The sequence below is a fragment of the Terrisphaera buseokensis genome, from assembly GCF_047521145.2.
Taxonomy (GTDB): Bacteria; Verrucomicrobiota; Verrucomicrobiia; order Opitutales; family Opitutaceae; genus ER46.
Genome location: NZ_CM134186.1, coordinates 3,688,850 through 3,706,872 on the forward strand (window position 1 = coordinate 3,688,850; position 18,023 = coordinate 3,706,872).

Here is an 18,023-nt window from a genome sequence, read left to right on the forward strand (position 1 = left end):
TAAAGCTCATAACTGCGCCATGCTAGCGACTTCGCCACATCGCGCCTTGATTCAAGTCAAGGCGCGCGGTGATTCTCACGTGCCCCGCGCATTCATTCACCACCCCATGATCTCACGCCGTCACTTCCTCGCCGGTCTTGGCACCGCCGCCGCCGCCACCTGGGTTCAACCGCTCCGCGCCGCGGATCCGAAAAAGGACACGATCGTCGGCCACGGCGCGCATCGCTACAAAGTGATCAAGGACTGGGTCGCGCCCGGCCAGGGCCGCCACCATCCGATTCTCAACTGTCACGAGATGGTGCAGGTGAAGGACGGACGCCTCTTCATGATCGGCGATCACTGGGACAATCAGATGCTGATCTTCAAACCGGATGGCACGATCCTCGACTCATGGGGCAGCGTGTGGCCGGGCGGACACGGTCTGACCCTGAGCCACGAGAACGGCGCGGAGTTTCTCTTCGTGACCGACTCCGGCCTGTGGAAATCAGGCAATGGCGGGTACCGTCAGACCGGTCGCGTGACCAAGATCGATCTATCGGGTCGCGAGATTTTCAGTCTCAGTCACCCGATGAGCGTCGGCGCCTACGAGCCGGCCATGATGTTCAATCCGACGGAGACGGCGATCGCACCGAACGGCGACATCTACGTCGTCGACGGCTACGGCTCGAACTACGTCCTGCGCTACGACCGCAACGGCAAGTTCATCGCCCGCTTCGGCGGCAAAGACGGCGTGCCGGAAACGGAGCGCCTGAACAACGCCCACGGCATCGCCATCGATCTCCGCCAGGGCGTGGACCGCGCCACGCTGCTTGTCACGTCGCGCGCCGATCTCTGCTTCCGCCGGTTCACGCTCGACGGAAAGTATCTCGAGACCCTGCCCGTGCCCGGCTGCATGGTGTGTCGTCCCGTCATCTCAGGCCAGGAACTCTATGCGGGCGTGTGCTGGTCCAAGGATCCCGTTGCGAGCAAACTCCCGGGCAATCCTTCGGGCTTCACCGTCATTCTCGATGCCAGCGGCAAGGTCATCAGCGCGCCGGGCGGAACCGCCCCTGTCTATCAGGACGGCAAACTGATCCCGTTGAACCGCGATCAGCCGGTGTTCGACCATGGTCACGACGTCTGCGTGCTGACCAACGGCGATCTGATCGTCTGCCAGTGGAACGCGTTTCAAACGTATCCGATCAAGCTCGAACGCATCGGCTGATTGCAGGGATGGCTCCGGGACCGCGACCGCCCCCGGTCGCATCCGAAAACGACACGAGTGCGATTGAAATTCACCGCTGCGACCGGGGGCGGTCGCGGTCCTCTCAACCCCCTCTCCTCCCGTGAAACGTTACCTCACCGCACTTCTGCTCCCGCTCGTCACCTCGACTCTTCTCGCCGCCGCCACCGCCGTTCGCCCCAACATCCTGCTCATCGTGGCCGACGATCTGGGCTACAACGACGTCGGTTTCCAGGGTGGGCGCGACATTCCCACGCCCCATCTCGATCGCCTCGCCGCGTCGGGCGCGCGCTGCACGAACGGCTACGTCTCCTATTCGGTGTGCAGCCCGTCGCGCGCCGGTTTCCTCACTGGTCGCTATCAGCAGCGCTTCGGCCACGAGTTCAACCCGAAGTGGGACGCCACCAGCACGACGCACGGCCTGCCGCTTTCCGAGTCGACGATCGCCGACGCCCTGCGCGCCGCGGGCTACACGACCGGCATGGTCGGCAAGTGGCATCAGGGAGCGCACCCGCAGTTCCACCCGAATCGGCGGGGTTTCGACGAGTTCTTCGGCTTTCTCGGCGGCGGCCATCGCTACTTTCCCGACTCGCACGTCGACGTCGAAATCGGCGCCGGAAAAAAAGCCGCCACGCACGCCGACGCCGAGCACGCCTCGCCGATGCTGCGCAACAGCACCGAACTCCCGGAGTCCGGCGAGTTGACGACCCGCCTCGGCGACGAGGCCGCAGGTTCGGTCACGCGGCACGCACGCGACGCCCGCCCGTGGTTCCTCTACCTGGCGTTCAACGCCCCGCACACGCCGCTGCAGGCGCGCGCGGATCTCCTGCAGAAATTCTCCGGGATTGCCGACGAGCGGCGCCGCACCTACGCGGCGATGGTGGCAACCGTGGATGAGTCCGTCGGCAAAGTGCTCGCCGCCCTCGACGCGACGGGACAGCGCGAACGCACGCTGGTTTTTTTCTTCTCCGACAACGGGGGCCCGATGACGAAGCGCAACGCCAACGCGTCGCTCAACACGCCCTTGCGCGGCCAGAAGGGCGACGTATTCGAAGGCGGCATACGGGTGCCGTTCGTCGTGTCCTGGCCGGGCCGCGTTCCGGCGGGCCTCACCTTCGAGGCGCCCGTCATCGCGCTCGATGTCATGCCCACGGCCCTCGCCGCGGCCGGTGCCACTCGCGAAGCGAAGCTGCCGCCCCTTGATGGCGTCGATCTGCTGCCATTTCTGAATGGCACGACCAGGGCGGTCCCGCACGCGCGTCTCTTCTGGCGCATGGACGGCGGCGAAGCGTTCGCCGTCCGCGAAGGCCGGTGGAAATGGCTGCGCACCTACGCGAACGCCCCGCAACTCTACGATCTCGCCGCCGATCCGGGCGAGTCGCGTGACCTCGCCGCGCAACGACCGGAGATTGCCCATCGCCTCGCAGCGGCGTCCGCCGAGTGGAACCGCGGCCTCGTGGCACCCGTGTGGACCAACAATCCCTTTGGCGGATTGATCAATCTGCCCGGCCCCGCCAAAGCCGCCGCGCCCTGATTGCGGGACCGCGACCGCCCCCGGTCGCAGCGGAAAAAACGATCGGCCTCACGCCATCTGCCGATGCGACCGGGGGCGGTCGCGGTGCCAGTCAACTCGTCCCGTTTCTTTCCCCCACTGCCGGCTTGTCGAAACGAGTTTTCGCTACAGGGTCGCGGCATGCGTCTCCTTGGCCACCCCTGCCTGGTCCTGCTTGCCCTCCTTGCCGCCACGTCCGCCGCGGCCGCGCCAGCCCCGCGTCCGAACATCGTGTTGATCATGGCCGACGACATGGGGTTCTCCGACATCGGTTGCTACGGGTCGGAAATCCCGACGCCCCATCTGGACGCCCTCGCGAAGAACGGGCTGCGCTTCGCCCAATTCTACAACACGGCCCGCTGCTCGCCCACGCGCGCGGCTCTTCTCACCGGACTCGATCCGCATGCCGCTGGCATGGGCACGCTCGCCGAGGATCCCGGCAAACGCGCGCCCGCCACCGCCGCGCCCGGGTACCAGGAGTTTCTCAACGATCGCTGCCTGACCATCGCCGAGGCGCTTCGCCCCTCCGGTTACCGCACGTACATGGCGGGCAAGTGGCATCTCGGCTACCACGGCCAGGAGAAGTGGCCGCTGCAACGCGGCTTCGATCGCTACTACGGCATCATCTCCGGCGCGACGAGTTACTTTCAGCCCAAGGATCCCCGCGGCCTCACGCTCGACAACACGCCGCTGCCGACTCCGACCGATCCTAATTATTACACCACCGACGCCTTCACCGATCACGCCGTGACGTTTGTGCGCGAGCACTCCGGCGACGCGCCGTTCTTTCTCTACCTCGCTTTCAACGCCCCGCACTGGCCGCTCCACGCGCGCCCGGCCGACATCGCGTTGTTCGATGGCAAGTATCGAAAAGGCTGGGACGCGTTGCGCGCCGAGCGCCACGCACGTCAGCTTGCGGCCGGTGTGCTCGATCGCACGGCCCCGCTCTCGCCGCGCGATGAGGGTGCCCGGGCCTGGGACGCACTCAAAGCCGATGAGCAAGCGCAGCTCGCCCACCGCATGGCCGTTTATGCGGCGCAGGTGCATCGCATGGATTGGAACATCGGCCGCCTGGTCGAGACGCTGCGCAGCGCCGGCAAGCTGGACAACACGCTGCTGATTTTTCTCTCGGACAACGGTGCATGCGCCGAACCGTACACCGATCTCGGCGGCGGTGACTCCTCCGCGATCAACGATCCCGCGGCCGCCGGCTCCGGTGGCCGACAAGCCGGCGGCAAGGGCGGCTCCTCGTATGGCACGGGCTGGGCCAACGCGTCCAACACCCCGTTCCGCCGCTACAAGTCCCGCCTCCACGAGGGCGGCATCTCCACGCCCCTCATCGTCCACTGGCCCGCGGGGCTGAAGACCGCGGCCGGCACGGTCACGCGCACGCCAGGCTACCTCACCGACATCATGCCGACCGCGCTCGACGTCAGTGGTGCCACGTATCCGAAGGCTCGTGACGGCAAGCCGCTCACCACGCTGGCCGGCCGCAGCCTCGCCCCGCTGCTGCGCGGAGCCGAGTTGCCCGCGGACCGCTGGCTCTTCTGGGAGCAGTATAACAACAAGGCCGTGCGTCACGGCGACTGGAAGGCCGTGCAACCCGCCGAGCCCGGCTCGCCCTGGGAACTCTACCATCTCGCGGTCGACCGCACGGAGCTTAACAACCTCGCCGCCGCCCAACCCGACCGCTTGCGCGACCTCACCGCCGCCTGGCAACGCTGGGCCGAAACGCACCAGGTGCTGCCGAAAACCCGCGCGCCGTGACGCGACGCTTTCCGAAGTGAATCGTCCGGACTACCGGAATTCCGGTAGTTTCGGGTCGTGGAACCGCGCTGATTTCCGCGCATGACCGTACGCCACGATGCGTACACCCGATCCTTCGCAGCTAGATTTTCCGATCGAAGACGACGGGTGGCCCCGCCTTTGTCTCACCCCTGTGACTAGAATCATGCGCAATCCGAGCCTTCACTGCGCATGACTTTCTACGCCCACACTGCCACCCGGCCCGACGGCACTCCGGACCCGAATCGCGAACACTGGCAGCGGCTGGACGATCACCTTCACAATGTATCCGCCGAAGCCGCTCGTTTTGCCGCGGCCTTCAACGCTGCTGATTGGGCCCGCCTCGCCGGCCTCTGGCACGACCTCGGAAAATATTCCGCGGAATTTCAGTCCTACCTCTGCGCCGCGGGCGGTGCCGACGCCCACTTGGAGGAACGGCCCGAAATTGCGGCCAAGGTCGACCATTCCACGGCCGGCTCCCAGCAGGCCGCCCGCGAACTGAAACTCTTTGGCCGGCTCCTGGCCTACTTGATTGCCGGACATCACGCTGGACTCCCCAACGGTCAGGACGCCACCACGGCATGCCTCGAGGAACGCTTGCGCAAAATCGTTCCCTCCTTCGCCGCTGCACCCGTCGATCTCTTTGCGCTCGCGGCAAACCCTCCCCGTCCGCCCGGTCACGCCCTCACGTCTGGCTATGCCCTCGGCTTTTTCCTGCGGCTGACATTCTCCGCTCTCGTCGATGCCGACTGGCTCGACACCGAAGCGTTCATGTCGCCGGGCAAGGCCACTACTCGCGCCCGGCAACCACAGCCGCCGCTCAGCGCCCTGCGCGATTGCCTCGACGCCCACCTCGCCCGCTTCGGTACGGCCGCGACTCCGGTACAAATAGCCCGCGCCGAGGTCCTCGCCGCGTGTCGCGCCGCTGCCGCTCAATCACCCGGCCTCTTCGCTCTCACCGTCCCAACCGGCGGAGGCAAAACGCTCTCCTCCCTCGCCTTCGCCCTCGATCACGCGCTGCGCCACGGCTTCGACCGCATCATCTACGTCCTGCCCTTCACCAGTATCATCGAGCAAAACGCCGCGGTCTTTCGCGAGGTCTTCGCTCCGCTCGGTGACGACCTTGTGGTCGAGCACCACTCCAATCTCGATCCCGACGCCGCCCATCTCACCGCCGCCTCCCGGCTCGCCACCGAAAACTGGGACGCCCGGCTCATTGTCACCACCAACGTCCAGTTCTTCGAATCCCTCCACGCCGCCAAACCCTCCGCCTGCCGCAAACTCCACCGCTTCACGCGCAGTGTCATCATCCTCGATGAGGCCCAGACGCTCCCACTCACGCTGCTTCAGCCCTGCCTGCGCGCCGTCCAGGAACTCGCCGCTCCCGGTCGCTACCTGACGTCCATTGTTCTCTGTACCGCCACCCAGCCGGCCGTCGAACAGCGTCCCGATTTCAAATCCGGCCTTAGCGATGTCCGCGAAATCATCCGCGACCGTGCGCAGCTCTTCTCGACGCTCCGGCGCGTGCGTGTCACCGACCTCGGTCGCACGCCGCTGCCCGACGCCGAACTGGCCGACCGGCTGGCCGAGCACCCGCAGGTACTCTGCATCGTCAATACCCGTCGCCACGCCGCCGAACTCTTTGCGCGTCTTCCGGCCGACGGCTCGCGCCGCCACCTGAGTGCGCTCATGTGTCCCGCCCACCGCAGCACCGTTCTCGGCGACCCGCGCAACCCCGCGCCCGGCACCCTCCGTCACGCGCTCAGGAACGATCTCCCCTGCCGCGTCGTGACGACCCAGCTCATCGAAGCGGGCGTCGACGTGGATTTCCCGGTCGTGTATCGCGCGCTCGCCGGGCTCGACTCCATCGCGCAAGCCGCCGGCCGCTGCAATCGCGAAGGTCGGCTACCCACGCTCGGAGACACGTTTGTTTTCACCCCGGAACCGCCGATCCCGCGGGGCTTCCTGCGCAAATCCGCCGACTCCGCCGCAGAGATTCTTCCGCTCCACACTGCCGACCCGCTTTGCCCTGCCGCCATCGAAGCCTTTTTCCGCCTCCACTACTGGAAAAACGAGGACCAGACCGACGCGAAACACATTCTCGACTGTTTCCCCTCGGGCTCAGCGAAGACCTGGCAGCCCGCCGACCTCTTCGGCTTCCGATTCAGAGACTGTGCCGAGCGCTTCCGCTTTATCGATTCCAACTACCAAGCCGTGCTCGTCCCCTACGGCGACCACGGCCGCGACCTCATCGAAGAACTCCGCGCCACCTACGATCCGGCGGAACAACGCAAACTCGCCCGCCGCCTCCAACGCTATGTCGTGCAACTCCCCGCACCCGTGACCCGCCTCCACCTCGGCCGCGGCCTCAGCCTGCTGCACGAGCGCTATCTCATCCTGGACGACTCTCACGCCTACTCGGACGACCTCGGTCTCCAACTCGTCACCGACCGTATCTACGACCCCGAGCAGCTGATCGTTTCCTGAATCCACACCACCCATGTCCTACGGCATCCGCCTCCACGTCACCGGCGACTACGCCTGCTTCACCCGCCCCGAGATGAAGGCCGAGCGCGTCTCCTACGACGTCATCACGCCCTCCGCCGCCCGCGGCCTGCTCGAAGCGATTTACTGGAAGCCCCAAATCCGCTGGGTCATCGAACGCCTCCATGTCCTCGCGCCGATCCAGTTCACGTCCGTCCGCCGCAACGAAGTCGCCTCCAAAATCCCGCTGGCCTCCGCCCGCTCCGCCATGAAGACCGGCCAGGGCAACCTCGGCGTCCACATCGAGGAGGACCGCCAGCAACGCGCCGCCCTCATCCTCCGCGATGTGTCCTATGTGATCGAAGCCCACTTCGATATCCTCGACCGCCGCTTCGACCGCGGCGGCCCCGAACTCCCCGCCAACGACTGCGCCGGCAAACACCTCGACATGTTCACACGCCGCGCGCGCGCCGGCCAATGCTTCCAACAACCCTATTTCGGCACCCGTGAATTTCCCGCCCGCTTCACGCTCCTCGAATCCACCGATCCCCTCCCCGCCAGCACGCTCCCGCCCGCCGACCAAACCCGCGACTTCGGCTACATGCTCCATGACCTCGCCTTCGACCAGGACCCGAAAACCAAAGCGGTTCGCTCCACCACCCCGCGCTTCTTCCGCGCCGAGATGAAAGCCGGCGTCATCACCGTCCCGCCCTTCCATCAAGCCCTCGCCTGACCACCGCCATGATCTCCCCTGAATCTTCCCCGCTGCGCGCGCTCGATCTCCTCTACGACCGCCTCGCAACCGACGCCCGCTACGACCTCGCCCGCCCCGGCTACAGCGCGCAAAAAGTCAGCTTCTGCATTCTCCTCAATCCCGACGGTTCGCTCTCCGCGATTCAGGACGAACGCGACACCTCCGGCAAAAAGCCGCTCGCCCGCCTCCTCACGCTCCCCGGCCAGGCCAAACCCCCGGGCCAAGGGCTCAACCCGTGTTTTCTCTGGGACAACAGCACCTACCTCCTCGGCTACAAAACCGACGACGAGAAACCCGAGCGCACCGCCAAAGCCTTCGCCGCCTTCCGCGAGCGCCACCTCGCGCTCGAAAGCACACTCGCCGATCCCGGCGTCGCCGCCGTCTGCGCCTTCCTCCGCGCGTGGACGCCCGTCCGCGCTCTCGAACACAAAGCCCAACTCGACAACTTCGCTGCCACCGGCTTTGGCGTCTTCCGCGTCGTCGGCGAACACACCTACGTCCACGACCGCCCCGCCGTCGCCGCTCACTGGAGCAAGACCGCTCTCGCCGCCAATCCCGACGCGACGCGCGGCCAATGCCTCATCACCGGCGACGCCGATCAGCCGCTCGCCCAACTCATCGAGCCCGCCATTAAGGGCGTAAAGGACGCGCAGGCCGGCGGTGCAAAAATCATCTCCTTCAACTGCGACGCCTTCGTCTCCTACGGCAAAGACCAGGCGCTCAATTCACCGATCTCCCAGTCCTCCGCCTTTCGGCACGCCACCGCGCTCAACGCTCTCCTCGCCGGCCCGCAGTCCCGCCTGCACCGTGTGCAAATCGGCGACGCCACCACGGTCTTCTGGACCGGCGCGCCCACCGTCACCGAGGGCTTTCTCGCCGCCTTCCTCGACGGCCACACGCCCGGGAGCGAAGCGGTCGCCCAGGACGAAACGCTCCGCGCCCGCCTCGGGACGTTCTTCGAAGTGCTGCGCTCCGGTGGCGGTCGTGCCTTCGACCGACTCACCGACGACGCCTCCACTCCGTTCTACGTCCTCGGCCTCTCGCCCAACGCCGCTCGCCTCTCCGTGCGCTTCTGGCACGCCGGCACCCTCGGTTCGCTCGTCGATCACTTGCGCGACCACTACGAAGCTCTCCGCATTGTCCGCCCCCCGGGCCCGCAAAACCCCGAGTTCCCCGCTGCGTGGCAGCTCCTCCGCCAGACCGGCCGCGAGTCGAAGGACGTTTCGCCGCTGCTCGCAGGCCCGTTCCTCCGCGCGGTCCTCACCGGAGCGCCTTATCCGCCCACCCTCGCCAGCGCCGTCATCGCCCGCATCCGCGCCGACCGCGACCTCAGCTACCTGCGCGCCTCCATTCTCAAAGCCTTCCTTAACCGCAACCACGACCAGACGATTTCCATGAGCCTAGATCCCAATCGCCCCGAACCTGCCTACCGCCTCGGCCGGCTTTTCGCCGCGCTCGAAAAAACCCAGGAGGACGCCCTCCCCGGCATCAACGCCACCATCCGCGACCGCTTTTACAGCGCCGCCTCCGCGACGCCCTCGACGGTCTTCCCGCGCCTTCTCCGCACCTACCAACATCACCTCACCAAAGCCGCCGCCGAACGCGGCATCGGCCTGAAAGTGAAACGCGAGCGCCTCGTGCAGGAAATCTGCGCCGGAATCGCCGACATGCCCGCCCACCTCGGCCTCGAAGGCCAGAGCCTCTTCGCCCTCGGTTACTACCATCAACGCCAGGCCTTCTTCACCAAGGCCGACGCCGAAGTCCAACCCGCCGCCTAAGTTCGCTCGGCCCCTCCTCTCAAATCTCAAAATCTCAGATCTCAAATCCCCAATCCACATCCAACCATGAACCACCGCTACGACTTCGTCTTTCTTTTCGATACCACCGACGGAAATCCAAATGGCGACCCCGATGCCGGCAATCTCCCGCGCGTCGATCCCGAGACCGGCCACGGCATTGTCACGGACGTCTGCCTGAAACGCAAAATCCGCAATTTCGTCCAGCTCACCCAAAACGAGCAGCCCGGCCGCCAAATCTACGTCCGCGAAAAAGCGGTGCTCAACCACCAGCATCAGCTCGCGTATTCAGCACTCAATCTCGAATCAGAACCAAAGAAGCTCCCGAAAAAGGATGAGGACGCCAAAGCCGTCACAAAATGGATGTGCCAAAATTTCTACGATATTCGGACTTTTGGAGCGGTCATGGCCACGGAGGTTAACTGCGGTCAAGTGCGCGGCCCTGTGCAATTCGCATTCGCTCGCAGCGCGTCGCCTGTCGTCACTCTTGAGCACGCGGTGACTCGCTGTGCGGTGACAAACGAGAAGGACTTGGAGAAAGAGCGCACCATGGGTCGCAAGTTCACCATCCCCTACGGCCTCTATCTCGCCCACGGCTTCATCAATCCGTTCCTCGCCAAACAGACCGGCTGGTCCGACGAAGACCTCGCCCTCTTCAAAACCGCCCTCGGCCAGATGTTTGAATTGGATCGTTCCGCCGCCCGCGGCCTCATGGGCGCGAAGCGCTGCATCGCTTTCAAACACGCCACCGCTCTCGGCAACGCTCCCGCACACAAGCTCTTCGACCTCGTCAAAGTCACCAGGAAACCCGGCGTCGAAGTCGTTCGCAAATTCTCCGACTACGACGTCGCCCTCGACGTCGCCGCCCTGCCCGCTGGCGTCAGCGTCGAAGAGTGGATCTGATTTTCGCTCCTCACCATGCCGCCAGCCGAAAACCCAAATCCCGCGCTTCCACCCATCCATCTGGTGCGCGGTCAGCGCGTGATGCTCGATCGCGACCTCGCCCGACTCTACGCGGTGCCGACCAAGGTCTTCAACCAGGCCATGCAGCGAAACGCCGAACGCTTCCCGGCCGACTTCCTCTTCCGCCTTACCGATGAGGAGGCTTCCACCTTGAAGTCACACGGTGTGACCTCAACTCCGGATACACCCCCGTCTTTAAGGTCACAAATTGTGACCTTAAAGAACGCCGGCCGCGGGCAGCACCGGAAATATCTCCCCTGGGTCTTCACCGAGCACGGCGCCATCATGGCCGCCACGATCCTCCGCAGCCCGCGCGCCGTCGCGATGAGCGTCTATGTCGTCCGAGCGTTCGTGCACATGCGGGAAGAACTGCTCACCAACGCCGTCATCCTCAAACGCCTCGCCCAGCACGACAAAAAACTCCTCGAACACGATGTCGTCCTCCAAGACGTCGTGGAGAAACTTCTTCCCCTGCTCAATCCTTCGTCCGAACCGCGCCGATCCAAAATCGGCTTTCATCCCGGCAACCGCTGAAGGGGACACTCCACCCGCTTGACGCCCGCCTCCGAAGACTCCTTCCCGCTCTCGGCACTCCAGCATTTCGCGTTCTGTCCGCGCCAGTGCGCGCTCATCCACGTCGAACGCCAATGGGCCGAAAATTCGCTCACCGCCCAAGGCCGTGTGCTTCACGACCGCGCCCACGAAGCCGGGACCGAGTCGCGCGGCGATCTCCGCATCGCCCGCGCTCTCCCGCTTCAATCCGCGTCGCTCGGACTCCACGGCGTCGCCGATGTCGTCGAGTTTCACCGCCAGCCCGACGGCACCTGGCGTCCGTTTCCCGTCGAATATAAACGCGGCCGGCCCAAGTCCGAGCCCATCGATGCGGTCCAGCTCTGCGCACAGGCCGTGTGCCTGGAGGAAATGCTCGGTGTCTCCGTACCGGCAGGCGCTCTTTTTTACGGTGCCACGAAGCGACGTCTCGACGTGGTCTTTGATGCCGCCCTCCGCGCTGCGACGCGCGAGCTGGCCGTCGCCGTCGCCGCATTGATCGCCGGGCAACGCACTCCGCCGCCTGTATTCGAGCCCAAGTGCCGGGGCTGTTCGCTGCTGGAGCTCTGCCGGCCGCAGGCGGTGACGCGGTCTGCTTCTGCCCATCTCGCCCGCCTCATGGCCGCGTCCGACTGATCGCAATGCGCCGCCTGCTCAACACGCTCTATGTCACGACGCAGGGCGCATATCTGCGGAAGGAGAGCGAGACCGTCGTCGTCGAGGTTGAAAAGGAAATCCGGCTTCGCCTCCCGTTGCTGAATCTGGGCGGCATCATCTGCTTCGGCAATGTGCTCTGCAGTCCGTTTCTCCTGGGCGCATGCGCAGAGGCTGGCATCGGAGTTTCATTTCTCACGGAGTTTGGGCGCCATCTGGCCGACGTGGTCGGCGCGCCTAGCGGGAGCGTCCTGCTTCGTCGCACGCAGTACCGCCGGGCCGACGATCCTGCCGGCAGCGCGGCGCTGGCGCGGGCCTTCGTGGCGGGAAAAATCGCCAACGCCCGGCATGTCCTGCGCCGGGCCGCGCGAGAGAAGGCCACCAACGCGATGGAGGTCGAGGCGGCGGCGGACGCCCTCGGCCACCGACTGCGCGCGCTGCCCGCGGCAACGACCCTCGACGTCATCCGGGGAATCGAAGGCGAAGCGGCGGCGCAATATTTCTCCGTGCTGCCCCATCTAATCACCGTCCAGCGCGAGGCCTTTGCGTTCGGCGATCGCAACCGCCGGCCGCCGCTGGATCCGGTCAATGCGTTGTTGTCGTACCTCTACACGCTGCTGCGGTTCGATGCCGCCGGAGCGCTCGCGACGCACGGGCTCGACCCTGCAGTGGGTTTTCTCCACCGGGATCGTCCGGGACGGGCCAGCCTGGCCCTCGATCTGATGGAGGAGTTTCGCGCCCCCTTTGCCGACCGGCTGGCCCTGACCATGATCAACCGGCAGCAAGTGCAGCCGCATCACTTTCGCACCACGGAAACCGGAGCGGTCCTCCTCACCGAAGACGGCCGCAAGGAAGTCCTCACCGCCTGGCAGAAACGGAAACAGGAGGAAGTCGAACACCCGTTCCTCGGCGAAAAGCTGCCGATTGGTCTCCTGCTGCACGCGCAGGCCCTGCTCCTTGCGCGCCACCTTCGCGGTGATCTCGACGCCTATCCTCCCTTCGAGTGGCGGTAACCTGAATCCATTCGAGCCATGATGATTCTGGTCAGCTATGACGTAGCCACCACGACACCGCAGGGCCAGCGCCGGCTCCGTCACGTCGCCAAGGCCTGCCTGAATCACGGGCAGCGGGTCCAGAATTCCGTGTTTGAGTGCCTGCTCGCGCACGACCAATGGGTGGTGTTTCGTGCGGAACTGCTCCAGCTCGCCGACTTGAAACAGGACAGCCTTCGCTTTTATTTTCTAGGTAACGAGTGGCAGCGGCGGGTCGAGCATCACGGCACGAAAGCGACCATGGATCCAGAGGGCCCGCTGCTGATTTGAGGCCCGCGCGGACCTCCCGCGCGCAGCCCGTGCGGAGGAGGTCCGCGAACGCCGGCAAGCCTCACGCCCGCCAGCGCCTTCCGTCTCATAAAAACCGTGACGGTCCTTGCGGGAGAGACAATTCAGCGACCTCCGCGAAACCTGCTCTTTGACAGTCTAAGCTTCATCTGGTTCTGAATCAGGGGTCGCGCGCTCGCGAGAGCGCGCGCGGATTGAAACCGTATTCCCTCGAATTATTCAACGAATACTTTCCGTCGCGCGCTCGCGAGAGCGCGCGCGGATTGAAACCTCCCGCCGGCATCGCGGATATTTTCGACTATATCGTCGCGCGCTCGCGAGAGCGCGCGCGGATTGAAACCCCTACTATGAATACAAACAACCAAAACACGAGTCGCGCGCTCGCGAGAGCGCGCGCGGATTGAAACCCTGCGCCGGCAGCTGGCCAATGCGCTCCGCCGAGTCGCGCGCTCGCGAGAGCGCGCGCGGATTGAAACAATTAACTGCCACAGGCGCACATGCGGAGAGAACGTCGCGCGCTCGCGAGAGCGCGCGCGGATTGAAACACTTCGCGAATGATGGGATCGATGAACGTATCCTGTCGCGCGCTCGCGAGAGCGCGCGCGGATTGAAACCATTGCTGGCGGTGACATTCAGGCCGTTGATTCGTCGCGCGCTCGCGAGAGCGCGCGCGGATTGAAACGGCGCCATCAGGTCGGAGTCGTTGAAGCGCCAGCCGTCGCGCGCTCGCGAGAGCGCGCGCGGATTGAAACGCCCACTCGCATAAACGGTCGACCAGTTCCTGTCGCGCGCTCGCGAGAGCGCGCGCGGATTGAAACGCTCCCGCTTGTGTGGCGCTCCGGCGTCAACAGCGTCGCGCGCTCGCGAGAGCGCGCGCGGATTGAAACACTCAACACGTCGGCGGTTGTCCTTGGCATCTGGCTGTCGCGCGCTCGCGAGAGCGCGCGCGGATTGAAACTGGTCCGGGTGGAAGCGGCAGCGGCAACGTCATCGGTCGCGCGCTCGCGAGAGCGCGCGCGGATTGAAACACACAAACGAGTGGAACGATACAGTTATCAACTGTCGCGCGCTCGCGAGAGCGCGCGCGGATTGAAACAAATAACAGGCCTTACATTTGGACTGGCACGCGTCGCGCGCTCGCGAGAGCGCGCGCGGATTGAAACCTGACCGAGCGGCGCCTGCTGCATCCGCGCGACGTCGCGCGCTCGCGAGAGCGCGCGCGGATTGAAACAAGCGCCCTCCCCCCGATGAAACTCCGTGCCCTGTCGCGCGCTCGCGAGAGCGCGCGCGGATTGAAACACCATCCGAGGTTATCGCTTTTGGGAATGCACCCGTCGCGCGCTCGCGAGAGCGCGCGCGGATTGAAACACCGACGCGACTCGTGAGGTTCACCAGATCGCGGGTCGCGCGCTCGCGAGAGCGCGCGCGGATTGAAACACCGCATAGAACCCGGCCACGTAGGGACGGATCGTCGCGCGCTCGCGAGAGCGCGCGCGGATTGAAACGCCGCCTGGTGAAACAGCCAGGCGATCCGCGCGCGTCGCGCGCTCGCGAGAGCGCGCGCGGATTGAAACCCTTTCGTGGCCTGGCAAGGATCGCTGGCGATCGTCGCGCGCTCGCGAGAGCGCGCGCGGATTGAAACCAGATCGTTGCCCAGCGTGGTGTAACTTTGGCCGTCGCGCGCTCGCGAGAGCGCGCGCGGATTGAAACCAGGTCGCGCGAGCGATCGATCAACTTCCGGTAGGTCGCGCGCTCGCGAGAGCGCGCGCGGATTGAAACGCCGCCGCCAGGGTGTGGGCCGCCAGGGTCCGTGTCGCGCGCTCGCGAGAGCGCGCGCGGATTGAAACTTCGCTCACGTCGACTCGCTCCTCGAACTCGAGTCGCGCGCTCGCGAGAGCGCGCGCGGATTGAAACGTCTTCGCCGGTTTGCCTTCGCCGTCCGCCGCGGTCGCGCGCTCGCGAGAGCGCGCGCGGATTGAAACTCCGCGGCACGGGTAGATCCCGCGGGTGATGCGCGGTCGCGCGCTCGCGAGAGCGCGCGCGGATTGAAACAGCGGCCAGGGCGTCCGTTTTCTTTTCGGCCTGGCGTCGCGCGCTCGCGAGAGCGCGCGCGGATTGAAACACCGTGTGGGCCTGGCACCAACCCAAAACCGAAACGTCGCGCGCTCGCGAGAGCGCGCGCGGATTGAAACTGCCATGAGGCACGCAAGCCCAGGCGATCGGAGGTCGCGCGCTCGCGAGAGCGCGCGCGGATTGAAACCATTCCCGGTTCCACCGGTGCGAAGTGGGGCGACGTCGCGCGCTCGCGAGAGCGCGCGCGGATTGAAACTGCATTTCGCGCTGGGCGAGCAGCGGGATCGGTGTCGCGCGCTCGCGAGAGCGCGCGCGGATTGAAACGCGTGCGAAGGCTACAAATCATGAATAACTTTTCGTCGCGCGCTCGCGAGAGCGCGCGCGGATTGAAACTTCGCGAGCTTCGCAGCGATTGCGGCCTCCAAGTCGTCGCGCGCTCGCGAGAGCGCGCGCGGATTGAAACAGCGAGAATGTCGGCCCGCGCGAGTTCATCGCGGTCGCGCGCTCGCGAGAGCGCGCGCGGATTGAAACGTCCACGGAGTCGCGTACCGAGGTAACAGCCCGGTGTCGCGCGCTCGCGAGAGCGCGCGCGGATTGAAACGCCGCCGCCAGTTCCGCCTGCGCCTGGGCCGCGTCGCGCGCTCGCGAGAGCGCGCGCGGATTGAAACGCTGCGTGCAATCGGAGCGCGGTCGCGCAATGCGTCGCGCGCTCGCGAGAGCGCGCGCGGATTGAAACTCCTCAGTAGAGGCGGGGAAACTGCTGTTGCTGGGTCGCGCGCTCGCGAGAGCGCGCGCGGATTGAAACACCGACACGCTGCTTTGAACTCGTCCGCATAGTCGTCGCGCGCTCGCGAGAGCGCGCGCGGATTGAAACCGGCCGATCCTGGCGCCATCATAACCGCGGGCGGGTCGCGCGCTCGCGAGAGCGCGCGCGGATTGAAACTGTTGCGCCTCGGCCGCATCGGGCGTCGGCGGAGTGTCGCGCGCTCGCGAGAGCGCGCGCGGATTGAAACAGTTGAAATACCGGACGATCTCTCGCCCGACCCACGTCGCGCGCTCGCGAGAGCGCGCGCGGATCAAAGCCGCCACGGTTCGCGTGAGGATGGTCGCGGGTTTGGGGACACATGCAGGCTCCACGAAACAATTTGCGGCGGCTTTCGAGGCGCACTCCAATCCGCGATCACCCCGTTGAATCTCCTTTCCCGCCACATCACCCTCCGGCCCCCTTTCGCACCCATGAAGCTGTCGTTCATCCTGCTCGTTCTGCTGCTTTCAATCGCCCCCACCGCACCCGCCGCCGCACCCACGCGCCCGAACGTGCTGCTGATCTGTGTCGACGACTTGAAACCGACGCTCGGCTGCTACGGCGATCCGATCGCCCAGACCCCGAATATCGACCGCCTGGCGGCGAGGGGCGTTCGCTTCGACCGCGCGTACTGCAACCAATCCGTCTGCGCCCCCTCGCGGAACAACCTGATGCTCGGCTCGCGTTCCACCTCGCTGGGCATCTACGGGCTGGCGCAGAATTTCCGCCAGGCCGTACCCGACGCCGTCACGCTCACGCAGCACTTCATGCGCAACGGCTGGCGCGCCGAAGCGATTGGCAAAATTCTGCACACCGGCCATGGCAATCACGACGACGACGCCTCCTGGAGCGTGCCGGCGCAGAAGGAGAAGGTGGTTGAATACCTGGATCCGAAAAACTCCGCCAACGGCCAGCTCACGCGCGAGGAGGCGTTTTTCACCAACCAGAAGCTCGGCGAGATTCGCTCCCTGCCCCGCGGCGCCGCGTGGGAGAAACTCGACGTGCCGGACAACGCCTACTCCGACGGTCGGATTGCGGACGAAGCGATTCGCCGGCTGCAAGCCGCCAAGGGCCGCACCGACACGCCGTTCTTCCTGGCGCTGGGTTTCGTGAAACCGCACCTGCCGCTGACGGCGCCGAAGAAATATTGGGACAAGTACGACCCGGCGAAATTCGTCCTCGCGCGCGACCAGCAGGATCCGATCGGTGCGCCCGCCTACGCCGGCAAACGCGGCGGTGAAATCGTCAACTACGATCCGCTGTCGGTCGAAAGCCTCCGCGAGGCCGATCAGCAGCGCACGTTGATTCACGCCTACTATGCCTGTGTCAGCTTCATGGATGCGCAGCTGGGCCGCGTGCTCGACGAACTCGATCGCCTGCAACTCGCCGACCAGACGATCATCGTGCTGTGGGGCGACCACGGCTGGCATCTGGGCGACCACGGCTACTGGACGAAGCACACCAATTACGAGCAGGCGAATCGCATCCCGCTCATCATCGCCGCCCCGGGCGTGGCTCGCGCGGGCGGCGTCAGCCGCCAACTGGCGGAAACGGTCGACGTCTATCCGACGCTCGCCGCGCTCGCCGGTTTGCCGGCCCCGCGTGGTCCGCAACCCATCGACGGCCTGAGCCTCGTGCCGGTGTTGCGCGATCCCACGACAACCGTGCGCGACCATGCTTTTCACAGTTATCCCCGGGAGCAGCGCATGGGTCGCGCCATCCGCACCGAGCGTCACCGGCTGGTCGAATGGAAACGTCCCGGCGCCGCCGCCGACACCGCGGAATTCGAACTCTACGATTACCAGACGGACCCGGAGGAAACGCGCAACCTGGCGGCCGAGCAGCCCGAGGTCGTCCAGCGTCTGCGCACGATCCTTGCCCGCCACCCCGAGGCTCTCGCCCCCATCGGTCCCTCCGGGAAGAAAGCCAAGGCCAAGTAGGGCCGTCGCGTTTGCTGGTAGCTGCGAGCGCCAGCGAGTGACGGCCGTTTTTCGCGGCATAATTTCGCCAACGACGCGCCATGCGACGCCAAGTTCGACGCACGCC

The 18,023-nt window shown here is 65.7% G+C and carries 12 protein-coding genes and 1 CRISPR repeat array; all 12 genes read left to right on the plus strand.

The features are described 5' to 3' along the window. Window positions 1–106: 106 nt before the first annotated feature. Window positions 107–1,204, plus strand: coding sequence for an NHL repeat-containing protein (locus tag ACLJEU_RS13835; RefSeq protein WP_414664403.1), 1,098 nt, complete (start codon window positions 107–109; stop codon window positions 1,202–1,204). Window positions 1,205–1,325: 121 nt separating this feature from the next. Next, window positions 1,326–2,756 (plus strand): sulfatase-like hydrolase/transferase, encoded by a 1,431-nt coding sequence (locus tag ACLJEU_RS13840; protein WP_414664404.1) that lies wholly within the window; start codon window positions 1,326–1,328, stop codon window positions 2,754–2,756. A gap of 159 nt (window positions 2,757–2,915) precedes the next feature. After that, entirely contained in the window at window positions 2,916–4,541 is a 1,626-nt protein-coding gene (locus tag ACLJEU_RS13845) for an arylsulfatase (RefSeq protein ID WP_414664405.1), read from the plus strand. 210 nt (window positions 4,542–4,751) lie between these two features. After that, window positions 4,752–7,046, plus strand: coding sequence for a CRISPR-associated endonuclease Cas3'' (locus ACLJEU_RS13850; protein ID WP_414664406.1), 2,295 nt, complete (start codon window positions 4,752–4,754; stop codon window positions 7,044–7,046). A 13-nt stretch (window positions 7,047–7,059) separates the two neighbouring features. Then, window positions 7,060–7,776, plus strand: coding sequence for a type I-C CRISPR-associated protein Cas5c (gene cas5c, locus ACLJEU_RS13855; RefSeq protein ID WP_414664408.1), 717 nt, complete (start codon window positions 7,060–7,062; stop codon window positions 7,774–7,776). A gap of 8 nt (window positions 7,777–7,784) precedes the next feature. Beyond that, a complete protein-coding gene (gene cas8c / locus ACLJEU_RS13860) occupies window positions 7,785–9,575 on the plus strand; it encodes a type I-C CRISPR-associated protein Cas8c/Csd1 (RefSeq protein WP_414664409.1) in 1,791 nt (596 codons plus the stop codon). 66 nt (window positions 9,576–9,641) lie between these two features. Then, window positions 9,642–10,496 (plus strand): type I-C CRISPR-associated protein Cas7/Csd2, encoded by an 855-nt coding sequence (gene cas7c / locus ACLJEU_RS13865; protein WP_414664410.1) that lies wholly within the window; start codon window positions 9,642–9,644, stop codon window positions 10,494–10,496. A 15-nt stretch (window positions 10,497–10,511) separates the two neighbouring features. Further along, window positions 10,512–11,090 carry an ORF6N domain-containing protein gene (locus ACLJEU_RS13870; protein WP_414664411.1) on the plus strand — a complete coding sequence of 193 codons (579 nt, stop codon included), beginning with the start codon at window positions 10,512–10,514 and terminating at the stop codon, window positions 11,088–11,090. A gap of 18 nt (window positions 11,091–11,108) precedes the next feature. Beyond that, window positions 11,109–11,741: a CRISPR-associated protein Cas4 gene (gene cas4, locus ACLJEU_RS13875; protein WP_414664412.1), complete on the plus strand. Its 633-nt coding sequence runs from the start codon at window positions 11,109–11,111 to the stop codon at window positions 11,739–11,741. A gap of 5 nt (window positions 11,742–11,746) precedes the next feature. After that, entirely contained in the window at window positions 11,747–12,772 is a 1,026-nt protein-coding gene (gene cas1c / locus ACLJEU_RS13880) for a type I-C CRISPR-associated endonuclease Cas1c (protein WP_414664413.1), read from the plus strand. Window positions 12,773–12,790: 18 nt separating this feature from the next. Next, window positions 12,791–13,081, plus strand: a complete 291-nt coding sequence (gene cas2 / locus ACLJEU_RS13885; RefSeq protein ID WP_414664414.1) for a CRISPR-associated endonuclease Cas2 — start codon at window positions 12,791–12,793, stop codon at window positions 13,079–13,081. Between the two features lie 184 nt (window positions 13,082–13,265). Continuing rightward, a CRISPR array of direct repeats spans window positions 13,266–16,255; the repeat unit is 35 nt; unit sequence GTCGCGCGCTCGCGAGAGCGCGCGCGGATTGAAAC. Window positions 16,256–16,408: 153 nt separating this feature from the next. Beyond that, window positions 16,409–17,917 (plus strand): sulfatase, encoded by a 1,509-nt coding sequence (locus tag ACLJEU_RS13890; RefSeq protein WP_414661852.1) that lies wholly within the window; start codon window positions 16,409–16,411, stop codon window positions 17,915–17,917. The last annotated feature ends 106 nt before the right edge of the window (window positions 17,918–18,023 follow it).